The sequence below is a fragment of the Leptospira weilii genome (assembly GCF_006874765.1).
GTDB lineage: Bacteria > Spirochaetota > Leptospiria > Leptospirales > Leptospiraceae > Leptospira > Leptospira weilii.
This window is the reverse complement of sequence record NZ_CP040840.1, coordinates 3074465-3100000: the sequence shown is the minus strand read 5'-3', so window position 1 is coordinate 3100000 and position 25536 is coordinate 3074465. Positions and strand designations below refer to the sequence as shown.

Genomic DNA, 25536 nt, shown 5'->3' with positions numbered 1-25536 from the left:
GTTGTTCCCGTCTGACGACGGAAATAGTGCATTCCCCGTTCCTATCGAACTCCCTGGCATACAAGCTGATCCACCGTTTTGTATAGCGTTAATTACAAAACCTTGCATCATATCCTGCCCCTCATATCCGACAGGTCCCCCGTCATAATTTCCGCCGGAGGCTTTGGCCCTGGTTCCGTGAACTCCGGCGCCTCTCACAAATATGCCGTTTCTATCTCGTATGTTAAACGTGGTTGAACCATCCCCGAATCCGAACTCGGTATCAACTATGCAATCTCCTGTTTGATTTGCAGTTAGATCGATGATCGAACCCGTCCGAGTGAATGAAATCTGAAAATCATTCAGCGTCGGGTTACGAACATAATATTTCGTTAATGCTGTGATTCCACCGCCTGAAAATGCAAATTTAATCAAATCCCCCTCTATACGACCATGTGCGGATACGGTGATTCGATCGGTAGATGGAGCAATACTTGAAACCGTTTTGTGGACCAAGTTCCAAAGTGCCGCAAACTGTGACCGCGAAATGGCCTGCCCATTGGCATCTTTGAAATAATTCGGATCCAGTTGGTTGAGATTGTCCTCTCTAACACCACCAAGTGGGATCAGAAGTGAGTTTATAAGATTTATGTTATTCTGCCTTGCAGTTTCCTCCGCACTGATCCAACTTTCAATCGCGTTGAGCGCGCTTGAAATACTAGAACGCATCGAACTATTAAAGCGACCGACTAACGCAGATAAGGAGCCTACTTTGACATCTGCATCTAACTTAGAATTCGTAACCGAACTGTCTCGGATATTGCCTGACTTGATACGGCACAAAGACCGAAGATCATTTAAAATGGAAATCGCGCCGTTTAAACTACGAATCTTAAAAAGAACAACGTCCTCGGAATCGGTAGTTTCTTTGAATAAAATCTCGAACGAGTTTTGACGATACGTATTTGCGTACCCGGTAGAATCGAGATAAGGGGAAATATCGGTTTGAAACTTGTGACGTAAAACAACAAACGAATCTAAGTTCTGTCTGGTTACGAGAAGGTTATTTTGCGCGGCTACGCGGATCCTCCTACCTTTGGAATCATATGCGACAACCTCCGTAAGGTTTATCGTATTGGGAAGAGATCCGGGTGTTAAATCGCCACCGGACAAAACTTCACCGGTAACAAGATCGGAAAAACGTTCTATGATTTCGTCTTCCATACGGTTGTGTTCGGTTTCAAAATCACCTTGAAAAACCGGTTTACCATTTACTGGAAAATTCAAACCTCTTAAATTACTCATAATAAACTCCTAATATACTAACCAATGCGATTCGGCGCCTAATAACGTTTCAGACAAACGAGTTCCTTTCCAAACCTGTCCGTCTTCCGGAGTCGGAGGAGGACCGGAAGGATTTAACTCTTCCCAGATTTCCCAAACGTTTCCGCCTATGTTCACCGCATCTAAAATACGGATGAGGTTTTGACGGGATTTTTTACTGATCGAAGGGATATAGATTCGGAAAGCATAAAAAGAGTAATCACGGGATCCGAGGATCGATCCGATCGGATCTCCCATTCTGTATTTGAAATCAAAAACTTGTTCGACTGAAATTTGATCTGTTGAAAGTCCGGTGATCCTTGCGATTAGATTTTTTTTGGTAAAAAGAGTCGGTGGAAGACGGCGATATTCCGCTAAGAATAAGATTCTGAGATAATACGAACTATCCGACTCGCCCGGTTCACGAGACAAACCATAACGAGCTCCCCACCAGTCGAGGCCCTTACCGTCTGCTGTATCCACCCAGATTTGTCTGTATAACCAGTTGGATCGTTTGAGTCGTTCCTGAATCACAATTAAAAATGCGAATAGAACTCGGTACCAAAGACTATTGGAAAGACCACCGGTTCCGTTTTCATTCATTGAAGCTGGTAAGGGAGAAGTTTGACGAATGGATCTTCTTAAATTTGCCCAGACCAAAGAATTGAAATCGAAACGAAAACGACTCATGAATACACCGTTGCAGTAACGTCAAAACCGGAACCTTTGACTGCAAGGCTACCAGGGGGAATGGAAATGTTGTCTCCGTTGTCGACGTCACACTGAACTGCGTCCGGAAGATTTAAAAGGTTGGAACGAAGCGAGTTGGTAACAAAATCGTCGCCGTCTTTGAGAGAGAAGAAAAACGTATCCACAATGTTTTCAAGTGTGATTGAATCCGGAATCGATTCGGCGGAAGCGAAGTATATAATAAAAACCTTACTTACTTCGATCGCGCTTACGTTTTCACAGACAACTTTTGCAACCCCTCCTGGATTTTTATCTTCGCTATCAAAGTGCGTTTCTACGATTTGCAACTGTGCGGATGAAATTGCTCCACTGGCTCCTTTGAGTAGAAGTTTTACGACTCCCGGAATTCCGATTGCTTTGCTGCTTTTAAAGATAGCCCTTTCTACAAACGAAAATCCTAATGCTTCGCTTACGTACCATTCCGGAGTCCACAGAGAGGAAGATTTGATTTCAGCCTCTTGCAAACGAGACCGAACACTTGCAATTGTTTCTCTGTCCCGCGCTACAAATTCGGGGATCGTATTCGGGTTATACACAACGTCACAGTCTTCAATATAGTCGATGATTTCGGAAATTGCGTTTTGGGCAACGTTGCCTTTTGTGCCGGAAATGAGAGCTTCGCAGATCACTTCCACAGTATGGAAGCCTCTTGAGTCTACGGGCGTTGTAGGAAGAATCTTTGATTCTTGTGTAATCTGAAACTGAATCTTGTGATCCGCGGTACCTACGATTTTTCCGACGGGAATCAGAACTTCGTAAGGAACGGCTGTTTTAGAACCGATTCGGATTCTGTGTTTCGCGTGAGTCGATTCCTTCCATTCCAGGCCGTAACGCTTTAACCACTCGTGTAAGTCTTCTTCTTCGGCTGTATGATAGTGGATCGCTTTTTGGAGTGCTACAAGATTTTGATCGATGAATAGATAGATTGCGTTTGCAAGAGATCTTAGAATTGTGCTCGCTTTTGAGTTTTGAGTAAAATCATGGCTTTCAAAAACCTTAGAGTTAGAAACGTTCCGTTCTATTTCTCTTTGAACGTTTGATTTTGTAGTGTATAATATCATGAGTTTCCCCCAAGATTCAAGACGAGTTCTTCTCCGGTTTTTAATCGGAAGTAGATAGAAAGACCTTCTTTGAGTACGGAAATCTTAATTGTGTCGGAATCGATTTGGGGGAATTGTTCTAAGATCCGGAACGCATCGTTCATCCTTTCTTGAGGACCGTTATCGTCGTCTTCGTAAAGATGCTTTCTTTGACGGCTGTAGATTTCTGGAAAATCAATGTCGTCCGCAGGAGTCATATCGAACGCTTCCATCACCATCGAGCGCACGACTTCTATTTCCGATTCGCTTTCCGCAAAATCAAAAGTTTTTGAATCGAGTAGTAAATCCTCAGTAAGCGCGTCGGTTAAAAAATCCACAAAATAGAGGTTATCTATGGGAAAGGAGACCGCAAGCGATTCGAGTGATTGATAGGAATGAATGTCCGCTATGTCTTCTATTTTTTTGTGCGAGATAGCAGACCGAAGTTCATTCTTCTCATTTTGTTTCAAAATTCAAATTTGAGATAGTAGGCAAAGCTTAAGACTTTCCGTACTTGAGGTTGGAAACTTTGAGAGTAGCAGGAACCGAAGGAATTGGTTTCGAAGAAATAGCTCCGGAAAGTCCTGCCTTGTAAGATGCGCCTCCATCCATCGGCATCACCGGCGACGTTTGAATCGCGGTGTAGAGGGCTTGTAATGACGTGGCGATTTCGTTCATCCAAGTTTCCAGCGCGTTTGTATCGACTCCGGAAATGGTTGCGTCCCCGACTTCGACTTTTCCTTTGAAGTTGATTTTGTTCTGAATGGAGTCTAACGCGACTTCTAAAGTAGGACCGTTTTTGAAAGTCAGTTTTCCTTCCGTAAGTTTTGCAATCACGGACAATAACTGAGAATGATTGATTTTAAAACCTTGTTCGTCTACTTCGATCTCGCAGAGTTCGGTGACTTTAGTTTTGATTTTTGCAATTTTGTTAAAGCCGATTGCAACCGCTCTACTTGCGTTGTTATCTCCGAAGAGAATAATGCAACGGCTACCGATAGCAGGTTTGACAGGCCAAAACCAGCGTATATTTTCTTTGTTCGCGCCGTTGACAGTCGCAGTCAAAAGTCCCGATTTCCCGGAATCGTCCGGTTCTTCCTGAACACGAACGACCGTGGCCATAGTCGCCCAGTTGATCGTAAACTCGCTAAAAAAGAGAGTAACTATATCCTGAGCAACGCTCATACTGCATCCTTGAATTTCACAACAGCAGGATGGATGATTTGTCTAAACGTTGCATTTTTAGCGGACCAAGTTTTTATCACTTTATCCACAAATACGTCCTTCGATCTCGCCTTGTCGTCCGGATCTTTGAATGTTATGATTTCTGAATGTTGCACCGACGGAACTCCGAAGGTCTCAAATTCTCCGACAAGACCGGTTCCCGCAATCTCGTGATAGATTTCTTCCGCTCTTTTTTTAAGTTCGGAAAAGGAAATTCCGTCCAAATCGAAAATAAGTTCCTCACCTCCGTTTTCGGTATATGTAGCTTCCTGCATCTTTCCCGTGTCTATGTTATAACTTCTTAATTTAACTTGGATCGGCCTACTTTCCCGCGTGGATAGATTGTCTTTGATTACGTTGTGACCCAATTGAAAGACTTTCTTTTTAGCGGGAGCGGGAATTTTCGTTGGATTCTGAACTACCAAAAAACTATTCCGAAAAAAAGCGTCGATTCCATATTTTTTTAGTCGATGAAGTACGAAAGCAGCGCGTTTTCCTGCGGTTAAAATATCATAACTTAATCGTATTGAAGCAATGGTTGGGTCAATTTTAGGAATTACATCCTCGGCGGAAATACAACGATTAACGATTGAAGGTATTGTCATCTTATCAATATTAAAATTTACAGTTTTGAGTTGAAGATCATACATATTGTCTCTACAGACAATTTCCAAAGGCATCTTTGGAGATATGCTCACAATTTTTCCTTCAAATTCAAGGGATTCTTTGTATCCTTCATACCATGCCCACCAACGTACTAAATCACCCTTTTTGAATGCTTTACTGTCATATCCCTTCATCTTCGGGAGTCTAATTGTCAGTTGGGCATGCGGCTCTTTGCGTCCGCTGATGAGTTCGGCTTCCGAAATTTTGTGAAGAATTTTACCGCCAATGAGTAAGCGTTGTCTCATGATTAAAGCCATGTTTTGATTCTCTCCTTAGCGGTTTGGAATGTTCTTCGATCCACAAGTGCCGGAATCGTAATCCTACTACCGATCAAATACCGAAGGATTTTTCGCTCGTTTTGATTTCGGATCCGTTCACTGAAATGTTCTGTAGAATAGTAGAATAAACTCAAGGACTCGTAAGAATCGGATTTTGCCACCGTGTGGTCAAGATCCGAAGTAGGAAGACTCGTCGGTACTTTCAAGGCGATCCCTTCTTTCAATTTCTCGGGCCAATCGAAACCGATTTTTTGAGTTAGGTGCGAATTGGAATCTTGAAGCAGTGGCCACAATGTCCAATCTCCCCAGTAGAGCGCCGCGATCCTTTGGAGAGTATCGTTCTCTTTCACGTAATGGACACGTTCATTCATTTTGGAGAAGTCTCCAAATCAAAGGAAGGATCATCGCTGATTGCTTCGATTCGTACGGGAAGTTCAAAACCTCGGTCCTCGTCGGGGAATTCGATTCTAATTAAAAAAACTTTCATAATTCCAAGCGCATTGATTTTAGGATGAACGATTTCCAGGGAATCCATTTTCATCCATTTTGATTCAATGTCACGTAACTCTGAAATTGCACCTAATTGCATTCCTGTGTTACTTACAAACTCGAATTCAATTGTAAGTTGCCAATCATGAAACCCTACAACTTCTTTGATCGTTCCTTCTCGTCCCGGAACGGTTGTCTTGGAATAGTTTTTTTCCTGAGAGATCGTAACCTTGGTCCCTCTCGGACAACTGTAACCACCGATTTTTACAGGATCCAGATCACTGCCCGTAACCGCTAAAAACGTTCCCCCTGGTATTGGATCTAAAAACATTAGAGACCTCCTGATCCGAAACTAAATGGAACCGCTGGGTTTCCACGTTCCGCAGATTTTTTGATTTCAGTTGTAAACACATTCCCGATAAAGCCCCCGGCCTCTTTGTATCCGGAAGAATTATTTTGGAATGTGATTTTGTCTACGAGTCGATTGATTGTAATTTGAATCGGGGGAGTCTTGGATGTTCCACCCGGATACCCTTGCAAGGGACTGTTTAGTAAAGAAGGATCTAATTTAGGAATTTCTAATGCTTTGGAATATTGGGCTTGATTGCCCAAATCAAGCTTTGATCCTCCCGTTTGAGAAAGCATCTTGTCGACACTTCCCATCTTCATCGAATCAAAAACGGATTTTGTCTCGGAAGTCGCCGGTTTGACAGAGACTGGCTTTAAGGTATTTTGCGTCACTCCGATCGCTACCTGATCGCCCCCGGCTCCGAAAAAAACTTTTACCGCGGCGACCGCCTTGTCGATCCAGCCTGCGATTGTCGCCCAATTGTCTTTGATCTTTACCAAAGCCGCAATCGTCCAACCGATCGGACCGGTTAAAAGTAAAAGAACAGAGATTAGGTTTTTGTGTTGATTCCAAGCGTTTGAAACGACAGTTGTCCACTCGTTCCAGTAGTAAGCCGCAGCGGCCACAACACCAACCGCGAGAAGAATTCCTGCAACGACCCAGGTGATCGGGTTGGCCCAAAGGGAAGCGTTTAATAAATTCGAAGCCCAAGCAAGGCCGGTCGTAACACCGGTTTGGATTGTTTGCCAAGCGGCGAGAGCTTTCGTTCTACTCGTCATCACTCCATACAAAAACATCAGTCCTTTCCAAGTATATACCGCGGCACCGACAATTCCGATTAACGCGTATTCTGCGACAGCCAGCGCAATGGTCGCGGTTCTATTGGCAACTTTTGCCGCCCAGTTCTTTATAGTAGCGATTGTATCGAAAATTTTTGCCGCCGCCGCGGAATTCGTTACAGCGGTATACATTCCTACAATTCCAACGAGAGTAGTGAATGCGCCTCCTAAAAAGAGAGCAACGGATCCGCCGATCACGAGATAAGAAATAAATTTCCGAAGCCCTGGACTTTGGTCTAAGAATTTAGTCAACCCGGACAGCATATCTCCAAATCCTTTTGTGATCCCAAGAATCGGACCGGAGGAAATATCTTGACCGAGGCTTGTTTTTAAACTCTTCCAAGCTTCTGCGCTACGGTCCAATTGAGACGATAGGTTGTCTTGATTGATGGAAGCCATTTTGTTTAAGGCTTCTGCGGTACCGCTTAAGTTTGCGTTTTGGATTTCGGAAATGGAAGTTTTTAACTCTCCCATTTTAGGAAGGAGATTTTCAAGCGCGGCCACGGCTTCCTCCGAACCGAGCGCTCTTTTGATTTCGTTTCTTGCATCAAGTTTTAGAACTTTATTCCCCGTAGCCTGATTGACTACAAAGGAATTCTGGTATTTTTGATTCATCTCTTCCAAGAGTTCGGGCATAGATTTGATTTGACCTTGCGCGTTTTTTGCGCTGAGTCCTAGCTTCTGAAATCCTTCTCCTACCGAACTCAGGAAAGCGCGGTAAGAGGTTCCCGCAACTCCCGGAAGCATCGTATTTTGAAGCATTCCCAAAACCGCCATCTGCTCCTCGAGTTTGACGCCCATCCCCGCCGCAGTTGCACCGAGCCCTTGCATTGCCGATTGCATCTTAGCACCGTCGGTTTTGAATTTTTGAACGGAAAGAGAAAGCGTATTCGCAAAACGTAATGCAAACGCGGCGTCCGATTCGTTATACATCTTTTTAAATTGTGCGTGAGTGGTTCCGAAAAGATCCGCAAGTCCCGCAAAGTCTCCTTTGGTTGCAATAGCGGCTTTACCCAAAGCGCCCGCGACGCTTGAAAGTTCCGCTGGGTTCAAACTAGAAATAGCGGATTTAATGTCGTAGATTCCTGATAAAAAAGTCTCTTGGGCGATTCCCATGTCGCCGGTCATTCCGCGAACTTCGGAAGAAATTTTAGAAACTTCGTCCTTAGTTACACCTAAAGACTCTATGTTTTTTTCAAGTTTACCCGCTTCGAGTCCTGCTTCGATGAGAGATTTGGAAAAGTATAATGCACCCGACCCGTATTCGAGTAGACTTTGACCGGTTTTGACCATCCCCATCGACCGATCAAAAAGTCTTGCGGATGCGGATGTCTCGTCCATACTCTTTCGAACATTTTTCCATCTTGTCTCGATTTCACCGAGACGACCAGATGCGTAATCCTTGAGACTTAAAACAACACCGAGTTCGAATGTATCCATTTGTACCTACTTGTAAAGCAGATAGACCGTGGACACAGAAAGGTTTGTTACAAGAGGTAAGTATTTTAGGAATTTATTTTTGTTAAACGGAATGACGAGAACCGCAGGAATGATTCCAAACAATGGAAAAAAAGACCAAAGATGTAAGAAAAAATAGATCACTCCAGCAAACGGAATCAAATCGCTCGCCGTTGGATTTTTTGGATCAAAACCTTTCCAATCTTTCGCCATCTTTATCTATTCCTTTATCCTAAATTAAAAATCCTTTGTAAATAAGATTATCACTTACCGAACGCTTTGGCGATTCCTTTGGCAACCCCGGCCGCGATCATATCGATAATCCTTTCTTGTGTCCACTGAACGTCTTTACTTCTTCTTGCGATTTCTTCCACATCAAACGGATCCGGAACCTGCGTCTCGGGAGATAAAAGACGAATTAAATTTTCAAGCGCCCCGAGTCCTGAGCGAATTTCCGCCTCCCGATCCGCTAAAGCTTTTTTGAAACCGCCTCTTGGTTCAGTTTTGCCAGATCGAAAATTTTCCGGGCTATAGAAGAGGCAAGACCGGGCGCTCCGTTGTTTGTCCAACCGGAAAATGTTGCAGCACTTGGATACACCAAACAGCGACCTACGAAATCAATATCGGCTTCGATCGGATCTAACTTTTTACTACGCTCCGAAGCTTTGGAAAGAGTTTCTTTCGAGGGAACTCTGCACAGAGTGGAATACTCGTCCACTTGAATGAGATGAAGTCCACCCTTGTCGGATAAAAACTCTTTGATCGCTTCGATTTCCACTTCGTAATGTGTAAGGAATCCTTCGTCTATCGGAACGTACTCTTCGGGAAGGCTTGCGATTGCCTGTTGGTAGTCGTCATGTTTTTGAGTGCCTTGGATTTCCATTTTCTTTTCTTCTCCTTGTAAAATATATTAAGTAAATGTAATAATCGGGTAACTCGTCACTGCGAGGTCTAAGTCCGTTTCCGCCGCATCCGCTCCTGTCTCAAACGGAAGGGAAAACTTAATGATCTTCGCCGCAGGGACGGTTAAAAGCAGAGTTCCTCCTTCCACCTCACAACGCGCAGTAATCGGAGAAGGTGGAAGTTTTAAAAGATCCCCACCAAAAGGGGTGGCGAGTTTGATCATATATTTCAACTCGTCGAGTTCGATTGTCGCCTTTGCACTTCGCTTGTAACTCTTGACGGACCAGCTTACTGGCTCTCCACCTTTTCCGAGTTTGAACGCGATATCCGCTTCGTAGTCCAAGCTAAATTTACTGAACTTGATAAGCTCCCTTCCCAACATGTTGAGAGTGAAGTTTTCGAAACTTAAACTCTGCGGTAAAATATCTCCTGGATTTGGCATTTTGAATTTCTCCTTTTAGTTTGTTTACGCGAGCGCAAATTCAGTGGACCACTGAATGGCATCGATTCTGTCTTTGATGAACATCTTGAGAGTTGCAGGAAGAATCTTTCTCCCATTCACTGTTTTGATCGGTTGCAGTTTGATTTCGTGTCCCGATATTTCGGCTTCACCTGCACGTTCCATCTCAGAAGAAACCTTGGCGTCGATTACGGCTTTGAGATAGTCGAGGCCCCCGCTTCCGGAGTTGGTTTCCGTATCCGATTTTAGAAACGGAAGAGACTCTCGGTAAACGACCCGGTGCATTTTATTCGCCCGACGAAGTTCCGGGATGTACTGGAAGTCGGATGTAGCACCGGCCATCAAGTTGTCGGATGCGATAAAGACACCTTGGTAGTCCGGATAGATTTGAAGAATTGTCAGACCCATATCATCGAAGGCGGTCCGGTATCCTTTGTAACCTTCGTTCCAATAACGAATTCCGATGAAGGTTCTGGATTTGTTTTTGGCAACCCAAGCCGCGCTAACGTTGACACGATGAGCCGCGAGCCTCGCGCATAGAAACGTAGCAGCATTGCGCCATTCTCCGATCGCCCCGGCAAGTTCGAGAGAAGCGTTCCATCCACCGTTTGAGTTGATCCCGCCGGGAATGTAACGGCCTTCCGCGCCGACCACACAAACTCTTTCGTTTTCGAAAGAATCCCATTCGTCCCCGATCCGAAGGAAATAGGATTCTACGGATTCGGATGGAAGTTTTCGCTCGATTTCCAAAACCGCAAAGATCCGAAAAAGATTTTCAGTTCTCATTTCTTCCAGAAGAACCGAAACGGAAAAGGCAAATGAACGACGAACGTCTCCAAGGTGGTGAAACCAGTAAAAAGGAGTACTTCCTTGGTCTACGGTTTTCAATGCTTGGATAGCGAGAAGTCGACTTTGTTCGGAAGGACCGGGTCCTTTGATGTTAAACGTAAACGTATCCCCTACGTGAAACGTATCTGCGAGAGGAGTGTCGTTATGAAACGTTGCGGTAACTCCAACGGCAAGGGCAATTACTCCGGAAACAGGAGTTACAAGCAAGGGCCCGAACGTATCCCCGCCATCTTCGCTTTTACGATATTCTGCGGTTCCGAGCGCGCCCGCCTTAGAAACTCGAATTACAACAGATCGGTTTCCGACGGGGGTTCCTGAAATTGTAGGCGGATCCGCCAAACCAGTGTTTGCCGATCCGGGAATCATCGGATCCACGCTTCCAACCTGATCGTTTTCAGGTCGAACACAAAGGACCGGAACGGGAACTTCGCCAAGCTCTTCGTCAAATTCTTCGAAGTGTTGTTTGAGTGCATCGACTAACTCTCCCTTGATGAATACGTCCTTTCCTTGCTGGTAGGAAGAAATCAAAATCGGAGTGTTTGCATCGTATCCTTCCGCCTCTCCGATTTTCGCGTGGACCTTATCTTCGTACGGAAAACTATTTCCGAGTCCTCCGGATACGTGTGTTGTTGAAACTGAACTTACGGCCATCTTTACTCTCCTTTTGCACCTACAAAAACTTTGATTTTTATCCGAAGCCCGTTCGGATCCGGACAACGAACTTCGATTCCAGTTAAGTCTTGAATCCCGCAGAGTTTGAGTTCTTTCGCTCCGATCCAAAGACCGGATCCGTTGAATTCAAACTCGAAGGTTGCGGGATCACCTTCTTTCACTCCGAAAGTAGAATTCGTTTCATCCCAAACACCTTCCAGATGGATGAGACTAACGTCGGTGAGTTCTTCCATCGGAACACTTTTCGGTCCGGAAGATTGCGACAGTTTGATCGAATAGTTCTCGAGAACCTCTCCGCAGTCATATGTTCTATTCGTTGACACGATTTCTTTTTTCAAAATCGCGTTATCCGGAATCCGAACCTTGTTTATCGTAGTTACCGCTTGGTATCTATCCATCTTACACTCCTTCTATGATTGGCTCTGCGGCCTCGAGTTCTACTCCGGAAAGAGTCTCTTCCTCTTCGATCGTATAAAGACCGTCGTTGAAGATAACTTCCAGATAGAGTTTATAATTGCCTGATTCTTTTGCGGGATCATCCACAACGCTTGATTTCCCGAGACGAACACGAATCGGAATCTGTTCTTCCGTTTTAAACCATCTTCTTTGGCTCACGTATAAAACACATTGATCGAGAATTCCGCGATTTGAAACCGTGCTTCCAACATCCGCTTCCGGGGTGTTCATCCAAAAATCGATTGTGTATTTGAAATCTTGTTTTGCCTGTCTTACCGCGTACTGAATAAAAGTCGAATTTCCGCGAACGATCTTTTCCAACCGAAGTTTGATTTTCTTTCCAAGAACGTTCGTCGGTTCCGAAAAACGAATGATCGCGCAAGGAATTTGTTCTTCGATCTGATCCATCGGAGGTTGATATTCGAAGAATTTTTCCGGCGAAAATACGACCGTTTCTTCGATCTCGATATTCGTTACCATCTCGCGGAGGAAGTCGATGTGAGATTTTCTCATTTTTTGAAAATCTCCTTCATAGCTTCTTTGAAATTCTCTATGATCACTTTTTTGGATTCTTCGTATGCTGGTCCGACGTGTGGCCTTGCAGGAAGATTTCTTGCCTCAAATCCTCGTTCTAACGCGAGTGCCTGTTTCGAGTTGGTTCCGATCGCACGGGAATCTCCTTCCTTTGTAATTTCAAACGAAGCGGAATACTCTCCGTCTTCGATGAGAGTCAAAGGAGACTTTCCTTCTTTTTGTTTTTTCTCCTTCGTCGTTTCTGCAAGTTCCGGCCAACCGGATTTGTATTTCTGAGAACGAATCCCTTTGATGATGTTCGCCTGGACAAGTGCAGCGTTTTTGTCTTGGACTTTTACGAGTTTGTCTTGTCCTTTCGAAACTGCGTTCTGAAGTACGGGGCCGAACGTATCCGTTACGGTAAGGAATTTCATACTTTGTTTCCTCCCGCTTTTGGTTTTCGGACTTCGATACGGATCAAAGAAAACCCTTCCAGTTCTTGAACCGGATGGATCGTATCTATGAGCCATTCTCCGAAACTTTCCTTCTCAATCCGACAATCCGGAGAGAGAATTTCCGCACCCAATACCTCGGGACGGATTTGACAAACGGCACGATACTCTTGCCTTTCCCCAACTTCGTTATCGTTAGTCGCATCTTTCCAAATCCAAATACAAGAAAAACTTTTTCCCGGTTTGTATGTCGTCTTCTTCGATGCGTTCATGCCGGAAGGACCGGGAGTTGAGACGGGAGAAAGAATCTTGATTCTTGTCTGAGATCCTTTCTGGATCGCTCGACTTAACAAAGCCTTTGTACTCATACAACCCCCGGAGATTCGGAAGGCTGTTTTCCAAAAAGAAGAAAGTAGGCTTTATTACGAAATCCTTCTGCGATTTCTCCGCGTTCTTCCGCGCTCATTCGAGAATGTTTCACACGCGTTCCTTCGCCGCCGCCGGTGGAAACTTCTTCGGGATCGAAGCCGTCATTGAATCCGAATTCTTCAATGATTTCGGCTTTGATGAGAAGGACTTCTGCTGTAAGAAGCGCTGGGCGAAACGGTCCTTCATCCGGTATCGTAACTTCCCAATAAAACATTCTTACGCGGGCAAGCATCGCCGCAGACTCAAGATAATCCTCATACGCTGACGGAGAATCCCCGTCTCTTTCATCAGAAAGATCCAGGCTTTCCGCCTGGATTCTCAGTTGTTTTTTGAGGTCTGCGACTTTGTTCAACATACGATTAAAGTTCCGATTACGGTTTCTTTGTTTTGTAGTGACAGCTTGCGGAAAAGAGTTTTGCAAATGCGAAGTCGTAGCTGATTACGCTTGCTTCGATTTGCTCACGGATGAACCGGTCGCTTTCTACAAGTTGGCCTGCGGAATCTTCGTAAAGCTCCAACGTTACATCCTTGTTCCATGTTAAGATCGTTTCGTCGTCCATGTCGGGGTGAGTCTTCCAGTTTACTCCGAAGAAGTTTGCGACCTGACCGGTTTTCACGTACCCTTCGAGAAGGTTCATGGACTGGAACTGCTTGAAGTTTGTTTCGTCGGTGAGCATTTTTTCCAAAAAGCTTTTAGAAACGACTGCGTGAGTGAACTCTACACCTTTATCAGCGGAGAGAAGGAGACTTACCACGTCGGAATATTTCCAAACGTTTGCAAGAGTTTGGGATGGCGTTGCTTCTGTTCCCGTATTTCCGTCCCCGTCTCTAATGACTCGAAGTGCTTCTTTTGTAATCTGTTGAGAAAGTCTCCAACCGAAAACTTGAAAGATGTTTTGAACTTTGAGAATCTGCATTCTCTTCAAAGCCTCGTAGGTAAAATCGATTTCGAGTCCTACAGGACTGGTTTCGATCGCCTTATCTTGAGTTTTGATTGTAGCTTTCGGAAATTTTCCGCCGGACTCTTTTGCTTTTTTCTTCGCAGTAAGATCGGATCCTTCGATATCAAACGCGGTGGATCTCGCCGCACCTTGATTGATTCGAGTTTTCACAGAATGCGTATCTTCCAATTTTACTTGGAGTTGTCCCATATTCATTCCAATGTAGATGTTCTGGTTAACGAACTCAGGAAAAAGATACTTCGATTGGCTCGATGCCTTGATAAAGTCGTCCACTGAGAATGAAGCTTGTCCGATCGGAACATCATTCGCTATGAGTTGGCGTTCGAATGGCGAAAATTTTTGACCGGCAGGCGTTTCCGGGTCGTACCCGAAATCGGTTTCTTCTTTCTCCATGAATTCGCTCATGGAGAGACCGGCTTTCTTTGCGTCGGAATATGCTTCGGCTTGTAAGTCGAGACGAACAAGTCCGTTATCTAATTTTACGTGTGGCACTTTCTTTTCTCCTTAAATAATGAAGGCTACTTTTTTCGCTCCGGTATCAACAGAGATAACGAGAACGGGCGTTCCAGTGGATGCAGTCTTGATCTTTCCGGTTCCGTCCGCTTGGATATTTAAGTAACCAAGAGTCGGATTAGATCCGGAGTATTCGTATTCGAAGACTCCGCTTACTTGGAGTCCGAGAATTTTCTTTTTCTCATCCACAGAAATGATTTGTCCAGCTGGAGTATCTCCGTTGGCACAGAGGATAACTTCCATGTTTGCTGAAAACTTAGCGGGTTTGCCTAAGTCCGCTTTCGTTAGAGATTGATGCTTTACGGTGATCGTATTTGGTTCTATGATCCCACGATAACCGACTTCGAATGCTTCATCTAAAGGCATGTTGTTTCTCCTTTTACTTTTTACTCAGTTTGAAGTTGTCGGGATTTCTCTTTTGAGAAGATTTTGCTCCGCCTTGTGGTTCACTAAGACTTCCCGATGCGCGTGAAACCTTTTTTGAACCACAGTCTTCACATTTAAACGGATGCGAATTTTCTAATGAAGCGCCATACTGTTTCGAAAACGCCTTGGCTTGTTCCAGGTTTGCGCCTTGAATCAAAGACTCGATAACGGGATCGGGTTTGTTTTTTGAGAAAACGCGGTATGCGGTGATCGCCCTTTCTCTTTCTGCGGTAAGCAGTTTTTTAGGTTCTTCCAAGAGGGCTTGGAGTTCGGTAACCTTGGATGCGAAATCGATTCCTTCCGGAAAAATCTCGCTTCCGAAGAGTTTTGCGAACTGGTTTAAGTTGTTTTGCAAGACGGCACTTTGACGCGCTTGGTCTTGCAATTTTGAAATGGTTTTCCCCGCTTCTTCCAGCACGGATTCCATTTTTTCCGACGGCAATTCCAAGGACTCGCCCTCCCCAAAGGACAGACCGAGTTTTTGGGAATCAACCCCCAGAAGTGACAAAATAGTGCGTTTGATTTTCATTGTATCCTCCTGATTGTTTACGTTTGTGTTTAAAAGATTGCCTTGAGAGAAATCAAATCCCGCGAATTTCCTTGCGGTACTATCCGCTGGCACTGCAACGAGACTTGTTTCCGGAATAGAAAGGATTTTAATCGGAATGAGACGGACGTATTCGCCATCGATGACTTCTCCTAAGCGACCGTAAAAATTATCGATCAGTGGATGTGATTTTTCGTATGTGAAAGAAATACCTACGGAGTTCGCATCGATCAAGGCAGGTTTCGTTTTTAGGCGTCCGATCACTTCAGGAGCGAATTCTTTATATATCCGAAAAACCGCATCGATTCCCGGAATATTATTACGTTTTGTGAATATAGGGTTACGTGTGATTCCTATCGCGTTGCGAACGTTCCTTTGATGATCAGTATAGATTTTAGTTTTAAATTGTTCTACAGCAACCTCTAAGATCGCAGGATTTCTAAAATCACACCACCATCCTTCGATTAGAACCGCGGACAACATTCGAAAATTGAATTCCGCGTATTCTTCATTCTCTACGAGGGTGGTTGTATCTCCTGAATTTACCGAAGACCCAGCTTGAAAAAAGTCGGCGTGGAGAGAACGAAATTCTCCACGCGCAACACCAGAGTTATGGAGAAGAAGCCCGGACTCTAATCTTAGATATCCGTTGGAATCGAATTTTAAATTTGCTTTTGGCACATGGCGAGTTTAGCCTATGTGTTTTTGATAGAAAGAGAATTAGTAAAACGTTAAACTCGAATGTCCGCTATGTCCTTACTTTTTCTCCGCGCGGGAATTGAGCCATTTCTCAACATCCGAGATCAGCCATACGGTACTTCGTTCTCCAAGTTCATACGATGGGAAAGGGAATGTCTGCTCCTCTTTCCAGCGTTGTATCGTTTTCTCGCTCTTTCCTAAGAGTTTTGCAAATTCGCGAGTGGAGTAAAATAGTTTTCTTACGTGGGATGATAGTTTAATTTTTGATGTTTTTGTTACGAGTGCGTTCATACTTAACTATTTCCTAATATACAAAAATATTCTTGTCAATCAGAAAAAAGAGACGTATCCTTCTTTAAGGGACTTACAAGATGTTTACGGACAAAAAAATCAATTCGGACCAATTGAAGAAACTTTGGGCCACCGCAAGAGAAGCCGGTTTGTCGAAACCGAAAGTTTACGAAATCGTTTTGAATGAAACCGGATCTAACTCTATATCTTCTTTAAATACGTTGCAGGCTCATGCAGTAATCAATATCTTGAATATAGCCCGCCAAAGAGTTTTCAAGCAAAGGCCGAAGGATCCTCTTTCTATCTTAAAGAAGAATCTTCAAAAACGTTCTTATGATCAAAAACAACTCGCGAAACAAATCTGTGAAAAGATCAACAGGAAGGGGGTTTACAAGCTTGACTTGGACGATTTTTCCAAAAGGCAATACAAAAAGCCGTTTGATTTACTCACTCGTAAACAAGCATCCGGCTTAATTCAGGGTCTGATTGCGATTTCGGGGAAGTAGGTTATTTTTTAAATTACAGGTTTTATTTCCCTCGATTTAGATCGTTATGTTTTTCATAACATTTACTTTCTGCCTGGGGATTATTCATTGTCTTAAGCTTCCATACACAAAACTTAAATGCTTGAGATTCAACGTAAGGGATACTTTCGAAAAACGGGGGCACTTTGCTACCGCAAACCATCGAGTAATTCACAAGAAAAAAAAGTAATTCCTCATCATTAGAAACCTCTAACGCATTGGTCACCAGATTTTCTTGAATAGCTATGTCCTCACCATTATACGCTCGGACCCATAGCCTGGGAATAGGAAAAGGTTTATTCAATCTAACGTTATCTAACTCTGCTTTTTTAAGGGCCAGGGTTCCAAAACTTGGACAACGTGGATCTAATGGTTTCGATGGTATTGGATTGTTCATAGTTGCATTTAATGTGTCATGACAAATGTTTACGGCATGCGATCTGGCCTGTATAGTTTGAAACGTCTTTTCGAACTTTTTAACGCAATTCTTTAAAACTCTATTTGCTACAAATTGGATTGAGTTGTAAATTGGGGGTTTTGATTCTTTACCACAAATCGATTCATATGTCTTCATGAAAATGCGGAAGTTCTTTTCATCTGCAATCTCACCCGCATTGTTCACATAGCTAACCGGAACCTTGATGCTACTATCATTGGTTGTCTTGACTAAGATTTTAGCAGAATCGTTTTTTACTTTCGCCTTTTCAATTTCTTCCAGATTGGAATAACTCCCAAATTCCTGGCAAGACACCTCTAATGCGTAGGATTGTAGATCCTGGCTTTGGATAGAGATTGTAATAAAGAGGTCAAAAAATATAAAAATTACACTTAGAATCAATCTTCTTTTTTCACGCATTTGCTCTTTCCTTTCGAACCATTAACCCCTTGATTGCAAGGTCAACATTTATACGCAATAGTGACCTATGTTGGTCCCAATGCCACATAACTCACAAGAAATGCAATATTTTTTACAAAATTTAGATTTGATTTTGTCGGGGGATTTATCCATACTACACAAGCGATAAGGAAACGAAAATCATGTTGGATAACCTGGATACAGAAATGGTGCTACAGAAAATCGAGGAGACTTTAGATATTTTAACTCATAATATACTTTTAGGGGACTGTGTTCCAAAGGATATGCTAATTCGTTCAGCAGCAGAGGAAATTTTGGATATAGTTCAAGTTTTATAGCTTTTTTTCTATTTTCCGAGTAGCAACCGAGCCATCTCTCTAATCCGTTTCCATTCATCGTCTGTCGAATCAGCAACAACTCGAACAAACTCTATCATTCCTTCACGTTTTCGGAGTTTACCCCATAGTTCCGTAAATTCATCAGCTTGTTTGTGAATTTCTTCTGAGGAAGGAATGAACATATCCCCCTCTCCAGATAAGAGCCAGTTTATGTTTACTCGAAATTTGAAGGAAATTTTGATTATGGTTTCTTGTGAAAATGATTTTCCTTGATTTAATACATTATTAATAAACGCGGGAGTTAGATTCAATTTATCCGCAAACTCTCTCTGCGTTATTCCTAAAGCACTAATAAGTTCGCGAACTCGCCCTGAAATCTCATTTTGATTTTGGGAAACATTATCCATCAATGTTTCCCTTTAAAAAAATATCCCTACAGTTAATTTTTTTGTTGAAAATATTCTTTTAGGATACATATTAGCTGATAGTTAATTATATAATATTTCGGCATAAGTGGCGGTCAACCATGAACAAAAACGATTCGGCAATATTTGAAAATTCCGGCTCCTCCTTAGATTCAGAATTACGATTCATTCCCAGGGAAATCCGACAAAAAATCAAAACCGAACTTAGATATCGACATGGGAGCGTTGCCGAATGGGCCCGTATTCATAACCTGAATTACGGTTATGTAACCCAAGTGCTCAGCGGGATCGCTCCTGGTCACAATATACGCACTCTATTAGAAAAAGAGGGCCTCCTCCATTCTGCTTCCGGGGAGGTTCCACATGTTTAATAAAAGGTGTGGTCGGCAATTTTCCTCGTTAAAACTCCAACTGATCGCAAAACCAGGGAAAACGATCTCTGAGCTTGCATCCAAGTATATCATTAATAAAACTACGATTTCAAACTGCATCCATGAACGTAAAACCTCCGCCCGTGTAAACGAAATCCTACTCCAAGAGTGGGAGATATCCGTAGCAGACGCCCGCGAAGCCTACAAAGAACATAAGGAAAGAGAAATATTAGGAAATCCTGTTGCGTTTGAAGAAGCGTTCGAGTGGATGGTTCGAAAACGTTTCGAATACCGCACAACGTATAAGGGTGTCGTAACAACCTGGGAAGAGTTCCGCAAGGCACAATACGATCTCGTATATCCAATATATAAAGCCGCGTTTGCTCCGAGGTTCGTGGCATGAAAGCGATTAACCTACATGAGTTGACACAAGAATACAAACAGAGAAGTCGAACTATTCCAGGCAAATTTTCAAAATGTCGAGCAAGAGCGGAAGTTGTGTTCGTAATCGCTCGCGCATATTCTAAATATTTTGAAGAAATCGGGCTACCTCAGGAAGTTTCTAATACTCGAAGAGGCCGCCTGATTCAAGCGATGAAATCAAAACCAGATTCAGTAATTTCAGCATTCAAATTGCTGAATAAAGCACACGGTAAACTATCCAAGAGGATCGCACAATTTTCATGCGTTAATGGAGAAATGCCCTGTTCCTGCAAAGAAGTTCGTAAACACAGAACAAAACCATCTGTATATTCTTTTGGAAGACGCGAAAGGAAATTACAATGAGCAAGAAGGTTCCTAAAATATCTTCGGCCTCCAATCCAGAAGCGCAAGGGTATCAGAGCGTCTTCCTGGCCTTTTTGAAAATGGCCAAGAAGCAACATGATCTCAGCAGGAGATTCATTTCCCCAAAGGATTTCATTTACGGAAGCGAATACTATAGGATGATCTTCGTGATCTTCTTCCTCAAGGAGATCGGCGAACATATCAACCAGAATTTGCATATCTATTTCAATTTGGTTCGAGTCCATTTTGCAAATATCTTTATTTCTTCCGTTAGGTCAAGTCTGTCAGAGGTAAATTCTCCGAGGTTTGCCGCATGAAAAGATGTGCTAACTGCCAATTCTTCGAACCCGACTGGGAAGAGCCTTGGGACGGCTATTGTCATAACCCAGAATCGGAGAGATTCAAAGACTATGCTCTTCTTAACGAAGCATGTGATTTCTTCCAGGCACTTGAAACCATAGAAGTTTTGGAGATCGCATGAGACTTAGACTTGTGTATGAAATCGACGAAGATGGGGAACGCGACTTATTCATCGAAACTAAAAACGGGAAATTCGACATCCTCGCGTATGACTTCAAGTTTCTTACTGAGCATGGTGAACAAATTCGTATGAACGCCTGGGGAACCCCTAAGCAACGCAAAGAATTACTGAGGAAGGCTAAACATGAAATCAATCGTTAAACACAAAGAATCGGAACTTGAGTACGAACTACTTTGTGAACGTGCAAACTTTCTAAACCTAATATACGGAGGCCGAATCATGAACGATAGAATTTTGAAAAAAGCGGAAGATCTTTCCTTAAAATACGAATCCAGACAAGATCAAATGTCCTTTCTTGCCGGTTTTGTGGAAGGCTACAAACACCTCAAAGCGACCAGAGTAGGAGACGATGCGTATGAAAACGGAAGGGTCTATGGAGCGGACGTATTTGCGTCAATGGTTTCACGCCGAGAAGAACGATTTGTAAGAGATATATCGAGTAAACAAACAAACCAAGCTCACCTTAGGAGAGTGAAATGACAACCACAGAACGAATCGTATTCCTCCGACAGGCGTTGTACACAAAGTATTCCGACGAAGTCTTGCGCGAACTCGGGGAAGAAGCGAGTTCTGCGGAAAGGTGGAAGCGACTCGCTGAGAAAGCACTCGGAAGATCCGCAATCTTTCAGGCATACATTGAGAGACGAGACTATATCTCTGATTTCGCAGAGTGGCAAAACGAAGAACTCGTAGAAGAAAGAATTCGACAGGAAAAGAAATAACGTGAAAACGTATCCGCTCAAATTTCGAAAAGCTCTGATTCATTCCGGAATGTCGGAAGTGGAATTTCGAGTCTATTGGAACCGGCTCCATGAAGTGCAAAAAGAAAAACACACTTCAAAAGAACTCGCACTCTTAATTTCAATCGAAGCGAAAATGAGACCGGCATATTTGAATTTCGATCCGGCGGAAGAATATAAGAAAAATGGAATGCTTACGAAAATTCATAAACAATTGCTGGGGATGATTGTATGAAACATTACGTTTATTTACAGCCTGCTCTACTTCACTACAAGAGACAAACGATCTGGACTCGCATTTTAGATTTTTTCTTAGGGGAAGAATAATGGATAAAAATGTAACAGAACTCATCGGCGCGCGTCATTACATTTTACAATCGTTCGTTACAATGGGCATAACCGATATGAAAGAAATTGCAACAACCCTAATCGATTCCAGTGCGTGTACTATGGTTTTTTTGCGAAAATACAATCTCGCAGACGACTACGAAGAATTTGTAAACGAACTCAAAATAGAAATGATCAGCTTGGAGAAGAAGCATGCCCAAAAAAAATCAGAAGAACAAGACTAAACAAACATTCGAAAAAACGACTAACGTAAAAAAACGGGCGTCCGTCGCGGAAGTTTGGTCGGAAGAAGACTCGGTAACCGCCTCAGAATCGATGGCAGTGGCATTACCGCCATCGACCGCACCCGTTCCACTCGTCACCCCGGAACAAAGACGAGCGCGACTCAACTATTTGATGAGCCAGATAGGCGCCGGAACGGAAATGATCCGAGTCGGTCAGGAAACCGTACTCGTTGCGTTATCCGAAATAAACCGGGAACAACTCTACCTTGAAATTTCCGGATGCGCCGTGATGGAGCAGTTTGTAACCGAAAACACTGTCTTTGAGTGGTGGAAAATCGAAAAGGCGCTTCCAGCAGTGGATAAACTATTCTCTTCGGAAATCAATCGGAAAGCATTGGGCGGAAAAAGTGACAAAGTGCTCCTGAAAATCATCGAAGGGTTACGAGAAGAGAACGCACTTTTCGAAGACGGAGAAGTTCGCTTCCCGGACGGAAGAACGATGGGACTTTCCGATTACGAAAAGAGTTTCGCTTCTAAGAACCAGAAAGAGTTTTCGAAAATCCTTTCGGATAAAGACAAGCGCATCGGAGATTTGGAAAACCAGGTTACGAATACGAAAAAAGAAGCGTCCAGCTACAAAGAAGCGATGGAAGAGCTTCATAAAATCGTGGATGACCAGACAAAAGATACCGGAATCTCTCCGGAGGTAAGAAGGGCGTTTCGGGAAAGACAAGAACTTTCGGAAATCCTAATGAATTCTCTAAACTCGATTCAGTCGCAAGCGGACGTAATCCTTGCCGCGCACGATTCGGATTTTTCAAAACTCGATCATAGTTTAGAAAATGGTAAAGTAGTTTCCATTTTTCTAACATCCCTTTCCGGAATTTACAAATCAATCCATGAAAAGTGGTCCGACTGCTTACCGGTTCCCATGATGGAGGATTTGGGATGAAAGTTCTGGATTTAGGAATCGTAATTCCATTGTACAGAGAATGGGTATATGCAAAAACGGTAATACAAAACGCGAAAATCAGAGGTGAAATCGTTCAAAAAGCGATTCGAATTCTCGGACTTTCCAAGCCAAGAGTGTATGACGTATTCAACCGACTCGAAAAAGGAGAGTCGGTTGTTTCGGTCGCAAAAGTAAAACGCAAAAAAACCGGATCGAGACTCGGAAGTTTGGAAAAGGAACTCAGAGAGAAAGAGGGTTTTGCACTTTGCGAACTCATGTACGCCGGTGAAGTTCTTCACGAACAAAAGAAACAGACGAAAGCGGAAGGGAATGCAAAAACGGTCGGATTCACGCTCAATCGTGATTACGGAAAGTCGCAGGAATTTGCAATCGAACTCGCGGAGAAACTCGGCAAAGTCCGCCCTGGCGTTTGGGATCGTCACAAGTTTGGACGGTGGCTGAACGAAAAGGGACTCGCTCGTAAACAAGTAAAACAACCCTTAGCTTCCATAACATGGTCGGAACCGTACGCAAATCGTGCGTGGATGATCGATGCTTCTCCGCTTAACGCGGTGTATCTCCATCCTTCTAAAAAATACCTTGCAGTCCGTCCGGATTTAGAAATGGGAATCACTCGGATTTACGAAGGATCCGAAGACTCCCAACTCAGAAAGGTAATTATCTATGTCGCGGTGGAAGTCTATTCGAAAACGTTCTACGTGTACGCGTATGCACCAAGCGCGATCGGAGGCGACTCAACACACGGAGGTGAGAATTCTACAGACTGGGCGGACTTTTTTACAAGAGCCGTCCTTCCGAAAGAAGACGATTACATTCCCTTACAAGGACTTCAAGAAATCCTCTATACCGACGGACACTCCGCCTTCAAAACTCTGGATCCATTTTTTTACCGCCTCGGAATCAAGCGGATCCCGCACTTTCCAGGTCACTCCAAAGCCAAGGGTCCAGTGGAATCCCGGATCTCCGCTATTAAACGAAGCTGCGAAGTTCGAATCGTAAAGGGAATGATTTCGAATTTGGATGAGTTGAATGAACTTCTGTATCGTTATCAGATTCATCGAAACGACAAACTCGGAAATTATGCGAAATGGCTTGCATCCGTTCAAAAAAATCCGATCCGCGCCGTCACAAAACAAAACTTGAAAGACGCGATGGTTTCCGAACTCGTCCGAGACGTGGACGCGTACGGTTGTGTTTCAATCGAAGCGCGAAAGTATCTTCTTCGTTATTCATCGGAAGAAGTCGCGATTGATCGTTGTGGTGAAGAAGTCTCTATCTACAAACGATATGACGGTTCTTACGTTGCTACCACAAACGACGGAAGGCATTTACTTCTCGACGACCAAGGTCCGATCGGAAGAACTTCCGGTTCGTACGAAAACGTCGGTGGACGAAAAGGATTTCGTGAAACCGAACGAGTAAAGAATCGAAAGAAAGCCTTGAAAGGCGCTAAGTCTGTGGAAAAATCCCTTGTCCTTTCCGACGTTTTACCGGATTTACCGGAAATTCCATACGGAAAACTGAATATTCCAAAACTGGAAATGAAGACTCATACTCCCGCTCCCCCAACGGAATTTTCGACGGTGGACGACGCGTATGACTGGCTTCTAGAAGAACTCGAATTCAGCGAAGAAATTCCGGATGAGGAAATAGACAAAATCGTTCTCTACAATCTGAAATCCTGCAAACGAAAAGTCGGATCGATCCCCGCGCAGGAGGTCCTTGATCTTGTGGAAATGATCCGCGAATACTTCACAAGCAAGGAGTCAGGAAATTGAACGCACTTTTAACCAAACGACCGGATTTCGTAAACACTCGGAACACGGATAAGATCACAAAACTTTCGTACCAAGCGGTAAAAAACAATTCTTGGCTTGCCGTTACCGGAGAAGTCGGAATGGGAAAGACGTATTTGTATAACAGCCTTCTTGAATTTTTTTCCAACCAACCGCAGAAATACATTCTCGTTCACGTAGGTCCTGCCTGGGAAAGCACATTAGGCGGAATCTCAATCGCGTTCGTAATAAAACAGATGATCCGAACCATTCGCCCGGGTGAAACTGTTCCCGGAAATCTAAACGAAAAATATTTCAAACTACGAGAGCTTTTGATCTGGGCGAGAAGCATAGGAAGAAAAGTTGTTTTGATCGTTGATGAAGCGCAAGCGCTTCGCATCGGGGGACTACGCGATCTTAAAAAAGTGTGGGAAATCTCCCACGATAAAGAAGATCACCTTTTTTCAATCTTGATGTTTATGAAACCGGAGACACGGATTTCGAGTATTCTTTCCAGTCCCGAAATCGGTTACCGAACAATCCACGCACCGATGAACAACTTAAGCCATTCCGAACTGATACAAATCGCAGAGGAAGGTTTCAAGATAAAATTCGAACGCGGGAAAGCGGGAGAAAAAACAAAGGAGCTTCTTATTCGCGGATGTAGATACCGAACTCCTTTAGCGGTTCGTAATGCTCTTCTTGGAATCGCGTTCGCATATCCGGAGGTTTTATCCGATCAAACCATCCGAGAAAATCACGTTCGAAACTTCCTTTCTGACGGCTATCTTCGCATCATGGATCGTTTGAAGATTTCGGTAAAACAGATTCGAGAAGGAATCAAAGAGCGTTATCAAAAAGATATCGATAAGGTGACGATTGAAAACGCGCTCAATGGAGAAGGTAAAGTTTCACCTGAGATAGAAGCAATCGTAAAAAACGAACTTGTAGATCGTATTCGAAGTAAAACCCGCAAATACGACGATACGATTTTCACGGAAAACACATGATAATTTTTGAATAAAGGAG

39 protein-coding genes (1 of these 39 running past the window's edge) are annotated in these 25536 nt (G+C 43.5%); 14 read left to right on the top strand and 25 right to left on the bottom strand.

Features of this window, described 5'->3' with window-relative positions; translation table 11 throughout:
* The 23 genes from FHG67_RS15085 to FHG67_RS14975 form a co-directional block, all read right to left on the bottom strand.
* Positions 1–1284 carry the 5' portion of a hypothetical protein gene (locus FHG67_RS15085; RefSeq protein WP_004498503.1) on the bottom strand. The gene continues 72 nt to the left of window position 1, outside the view, so the window shows 1284 of its 1356 coding nt (coding positions 1–1284); its start codon is at positions 1282–1284; its stop codon lies off the left edge, out of view.
* 9 nt (positions 1285–1293) lie between these two features.
* Positions 1294–1992: a hypothetical protein gene (locus tag FHG67_RS15080; RefSeq protein WP_004498546.1), complete on the bottom strand. Its 699-nt coding sequence runs from the start codon at positions 1990–1992 to the stop codon at positions 1294–1296.
* On the bottom strand, positions 1989–3113 hold the full coding sequence (locus FHG67_RS15075) for a baseplate J/gp47 family protein (protein WP_004498521.1): 1125 nt from the start codon (positions 3111–3113) through the stop codon (positions 1989–1991). The genes FHG67_RS15080 and FHG67_RS15075 overlap by 4 nt, the downstream gene beginning before the upstream one ends.
* A complete protein-coding gene (locus FHG67_RS15070; protein ID WP_036075913.1) occupies positions 3110–3469 on the bottom strand; it encodes an LIC10183 family protein in 360 nt (119 codons plus the stop codon). Before FHG67_RS15070 ends, FHG67_RS15075 begins: the two co-directional genes overlap by 4 nt.
* Positions 3470–3629: 160 nt before the next feature.
* Entirely contained in the window at positions 3630–4316 is a 687-nt protein-coding gene (locus tag FHG67_RS15065) for a hypothetical protein (protein ID WP_004498566.1), read from the bottom strand.
* Positions 4313–5278: a late control protein gene (locus FHG67_RS15060; protein WP_142499841.1), complete on the bottom strand. Its 966-nt coding sequence runs from the start codon at positions 5276–5278 to the stop codon at positions 4313–4315. Before FHG67_RS15060 ends, FHG67_RS15065 begins: the two co-directional genes overlap by 4 nt.
* Complete coding sequence (locus FHG67_RS15055; protein ID WP_004502047.1) at positions 5269–5670, bottom strand: hypothetical protein; 402 nt, start codon at positions 5668–5670, stop codon at positions 5269–5271. Before FHG67_RS15055 ends, FHG67_RS15060 begins: the two co-directional genes overlap by 10 nt.
* Positions 5667–6119 (bottom strand): DUF6046 domain-containing protein, encoded by a 453-nt coding sequence (locus tag FHG67_RS15050; RefSeq protein WP_061218312.1) that lies wholly within the window; start codon positions 6117–6119, stop codon positions 5667–5669. Before FHG67_RS15050 ends, FHG67_RS15055 begins: the two co-directional genes overlap by 4 nt.
* Positions 6119–8416: a phage tail tape measure protein gene (locus FHG67_RS15045; protein WP_004502049.1), complete on the bottom strand. Its 2298-nt coding sequence runs from the start codon at positions 8414–8416 to the stop codon at positions 6119–6121. Before FHG67_RS15045 ends, FHG67_RS15050 begins: the two co-directional genes overlap by 1 nt.
* A 6-nt stretch (positions 8417–8422) precedes the next feature.
* Positions 8423–8647 carry a hypothetical protein gene (locus tag FHG67_RS15040; RefSeq protein ID WP_004498602.1) on the bottom strand — a complete coding sequence of 75 codons (225 nt, stop codon included), beginning with the start codon at positions 8645–8647 and terminating at the stop codon, positions 8423–8425.
* A 50-nt stretch (positions 8648–8697) separates the two neighbouring features.
* A complete protein-coding gene (locus FHG67_RS15035) occupies positions 8698–8886 on the bottom strand; it encodes a hypothetical protein (RefSeq protein WP_142499927.1) in 189 nt (62 codons plus the stop codon).
* 17 nt (positions 8887–8903) lie between these two features.
* A complete protein-coding gene (locus FHG67_RS15030) occupies positions 8904–9317 on the bottom strand; it encodes an LIC_10177 family protein (RefSeq protein WP_004498589.1) in 414 nt (137 codons plus the stop codon).
* A 27-nt stretch (positions 9318–9344) separates the two neighbouring features.
* Positions 9345–9779, bottom strand: coding sequence for a hypothetical protein (locus FHG67_RS15025; protein WP_004498562.1), 435 nt, complete (start codon positions 9777–9779; stop codon positions 9345–9347).
* Between the two features lie 24 nt (positions 9780–9803).
* Positions 9804–11297 carry a DUF2586 family protein gene (locus tag FHG67_RS15020; protein ID WP_004498601.1) on the bottom strand — a complete coding sequence of 498 codons (1494 nt, stop codon included), beginning with the start codon at positions 11295–11297 and terminating at the stop codon, positions 9804–9806.
* A 2-nt stretch (positions 11298–11299) separates the two neighbouring features.
* Positions 11300–11716, bottom strand: coding sequence for a hypothetical protein (locus FHG67_RS15015; RefSeq protein ID WP_061230726.1), 417 nt, complete (start codon positions 11714–11716; stop codon positions 11300–11302).
* Position 11717: 1 nt separating this feature from the next.
* Positions 11718–12287 carry an LIC10173 family protein gene (locus tag FHG67_RS15010; RefSeq protein ID WP_004502056.1) on the bottom strand — a complete coding sequence of 190 codons (570 nt, stop codon included), beginning with the start codon at positions 12285–12287 and terminating at the stop codon, positions 11718–11720.
* Entirely contained in the window at positions 12284–12721 is a 438-nt protein-coding gene (locus tag FHG67_RS15005) for a phage virion morphogenesis protein (protein WP_004498544.1), read from the bottom strand. The genes FHG67_RS15010 and FHG67_RS15005 overlap by 4 nt, the downstream gene beginning before the upstream one ends.
* Positions 12718–13107 carry a hypothetical protein gene (locus tag FHG67_RS15000; protein ID WP_061230725.1) on the bottom strand — a complete coding sequence of 130 codons (390 nt, stop codon included), beginning with the start codon at positions 13105–13107 and terminating at the stop codon, positions 12718–12720. The genes FHG67_RS15005 and FHG67_RS15000 overlap by 4 nt, the downstream gene beginning before the upstream one ends.
* Entirely contained in the window at positions 13104–13523 is a 420-nt protein-coding gene (locus tag FHG67_RS14995) for a hypothetical protein (protein ID WP_004498599.1), read from the bottom strand. Before FHG67_RS14995 ends, FHG67_RS15000 begins: the two co-directional genes overlap by 4 nt.
* A 16-nt stretch (positions 13524–13539) precedes the next feature.
* Positions 13540–14622, bottom strand: a complete 1083-nt coding sequence (locus tag FHG67_RS14990; protein ID WP_061230724.1) for a hypothetical protein — start codon at positions 14620–14622, stop codon at positions 13540–13542.
* A gap of 12 nt (positions 14623–14634) precedes the next feature.
* Positions 14635–15009, bottom strand: a complete 375-nt coding sequence (locus FHG67_RS14985; protein WP_061230723.1) for a hypothetical protein — start codon at positions 15007–15009, stop codon at positions 14635–14637.
* 13 nt (positions 15010–15022) lie between these two features.
* Complete coding sequence (locus FHG67_RS14980; RefSeq protein WP_061230722.1) at positions 15023–16297, bottom strand: hypothetical protein; 1275 nt, start codon at positions 16295–16297, stop codon at positions 15023–15025.
* 75 nt (positions 16298–16372) lie between these two features.
* Positions 16373–16606: a helix-turn-helix transcriptional regulator gene (locus FHG67_RS14975; protein ID WP_004498529.1), complete on the bottom strand. Its 234-nt coding sequence runs from the start codon at positions 16604–16606 to the stop codon at positions 16373–16375.
* An 80-nt stretch (positions 16607–16686) separates the two neighbouring features.
* Here FHG67_RS14975 and FHG67_RS14970 point away from each other — a divergent pair, with 80 nt between their 5' ends.
* Positions 16687–17112, top strand: a complete 426-nt coding sequence (locus tag FHG67_RS14970) for a hypothetical protein (RefSeq protein WP_061230721.1) — start codon at positions 16687–16689, stop codon at positions 17110–17112.
* Positions 17113–17134: 22 nt separating this feature from the next.
* On the opposite strand, the gene FHG67_RS14965 is transcribed toward FHG67_RS14970, so the two are convergent.
* Entirely contained in the window at positions 17135–17986 is an 852-nt protein-coding gene (locus FHG67_RS14965; protein WP_004502161.1) for a hypothetical protein, read from the bottom strand.
* Positions 17987–18332: 346 nt separating this feature from the next.
* Positions 18333–18731 carry a helix-turn-helix domain-containing protein gene (locus tag FHG67_RS14960; protein ID WP_004498533.1) on the bottom strand — a complete coding sequence of 133 codons (399 nt, stop codon included), beginning with the start codon at positions 18729–18731 and terminating at the stop codon, positions 18333–18335.
* A gap of 119 nt (positions 18732–18850) precedes the next feature.
* On the opposite strand from FHG67_RS14960, the gene FHG67_RS14955 reads away from it, so the two are divergent.
* The 13 genes from FHG67_RS14955 (at position 18851) to FHG67_RS14900 (ending at position 25517) form a co-directional block, all read left to right on the top strand.
* Positions 18851–19120 (top strand): hypothetical protein, encoded by a 270-nt coding sequence (locus tag FHG67_RS14955; protein ID WP_004498560.1) that lies wholly within the window; start codon positions 18851–18853, stop codon positions 19118–19120.
* Positions 19113–19523: a hypothetical protein gene (locus FHG67_RS14950; RefSeq protein WP_004502160.1), complete on the top strand. Its 411-nt coding sequence runs from the start codon at positions 19113–19115 to the stop codon at positions 19521–19523. The genes FHG67_RS14955 and FHG67_RS14950 overlap by 8 nt, the downstream gene beginning before the upstream one ends.
* A complete protein-coding gene (locus FHG67_RS22745) occupies positions 19520–19906 on the top strand; it encodes a hypothetical protein (protein WP_004501947.1) in 387 nt (128 codons plus the stop codon). Before FHG67_RS14950 ends, FHG67_RS22745 begins: the two co-directional genes overlap by 4 nt.
* Positions 19903–20223, top strand: a complete 321-nt coding sequence (locus tag FHG67_RS22740; protein ID WP_004501951.1) for a hypothetical protein — start codon at positions 19903–19905, stop codon at positions 20221–20223. Before FHG67_RS22745 ends, FHG67_RS22740 begins: the two co-directional genes overlap by 4 nt.
* Positions 20220–20387 carry a hypothetical protein gene (locus tag FHG67_RS21820; RefSeq protein WP_004498509.1) on the top strand — a complete coding sequence of 56 codons (168 nt, stop codon included), beginning with the start codon at positions 20220–20222 and terminating at the stop codon, positions 20385–20387. The genes FHG67_RS22740 and FHG67_RS21820 overlap by 4 nt, the downstream gene beginning before the upstream one ends.
* Complete coding sequence (locus FHG67_RS14935; RefSeq protein WP_004498518.1) at positions 20384–20587, top strand: hypothetical protein; 204 nt, start codon at positions 20384–20386, stop codon at positions 20585–20587. The genes FHG67_RS21820 and FHG67_RS14935 overlap by 4 nt, the downstream gene beginning before the upstream one ends.
* Before the next feature lie 79 nt (positions 20588–20666).
* Positions 20667–20927 (top strand): hypothetical protein, encoded by a 261-nt coding sequence (locus FHG67_RS14930; protein WP_004498514.1) that lies wholly within the window; start codon positions 20667–20669, stop codon positions 20925–20927.
* Positions 20924–21169, top strand: coding sequence for a hypothetical protein (locus tag FHG67_RS14925; protein ID WP_004498537.1), 246 nt, complete (start codon positions 20924–20926; stop codon positions 21167–21169). The genes FHG67_RS14930 and FHG67_RS14925 overlap by 4 nt, the downstream gene beginning before the upstream one ends.
* 1 nt (position 21170) lies before the next feature.
* The gene (locus FHG67_RS14920) at positions 21171–21422 is read left to right on the top strand and encodes a hypothetical protein (RefSeq protein ID WP_004498545.1); all 252 of its coding nucleotides are present in this window, start codon (positions 21171–21173) and stop codon (positions 21420–21422) included.
* 154 nt (positions 21423–21576) lie between these two features.
* The gene (locus FHG67_RS14915; protein ID WP_172616536.1) at positions 21577–21759 is read left to right on the top strand and encodes a hypothetical protein; all 183 of its coding nucleotides are present in this window, start codon (positions 21577–21579) and stop codon (positions 21757–21759) included.
* Positions 21728–22711 carry a hypothetical protein gene (locus tag FHG67_RS14910; protein WP_036085959.1) on the top strand — a complete coding sequence of 328 codons (984 nt, stop codon included), beginning with the start codon at positions 21728–21730 and terminating at the stop codon, positions 22709–22711. Before FHG67_RS14915 ends, FHG67_RS14910 begins: the two co-directional genes overlap by 32 nt.
* Entirely contained in the window at positions 22708–24510 is a 1803-nt protein-coding gene (locus tag FHG67_RS14905; RefSeq protein ID WP_142499840.1) for a transposase family protein, read from the top strand. The genes FHG67_RS14910 and FHG67_RS14905 overlap by 4 nt, the downstream gene beginning before the upstream one ends.
* Positions 24507–25517 carry an ATP-binding protein gene (locus FHG67_RS14900; protein WP_142499839.1) on the top strand — a complete coding sequence of 337 codons (1011 nt, stop codon included), beginning with the start codon at positions 24507–24509 and terminating at the stop codon, positions 25515–25517. Before FHG67_RS14905 ends, FHG67_RS14900 begins: the two co-directional genes overlap by 4 nt.
* Positions 25518–25536: the final 19 nt, after the last annotated feature.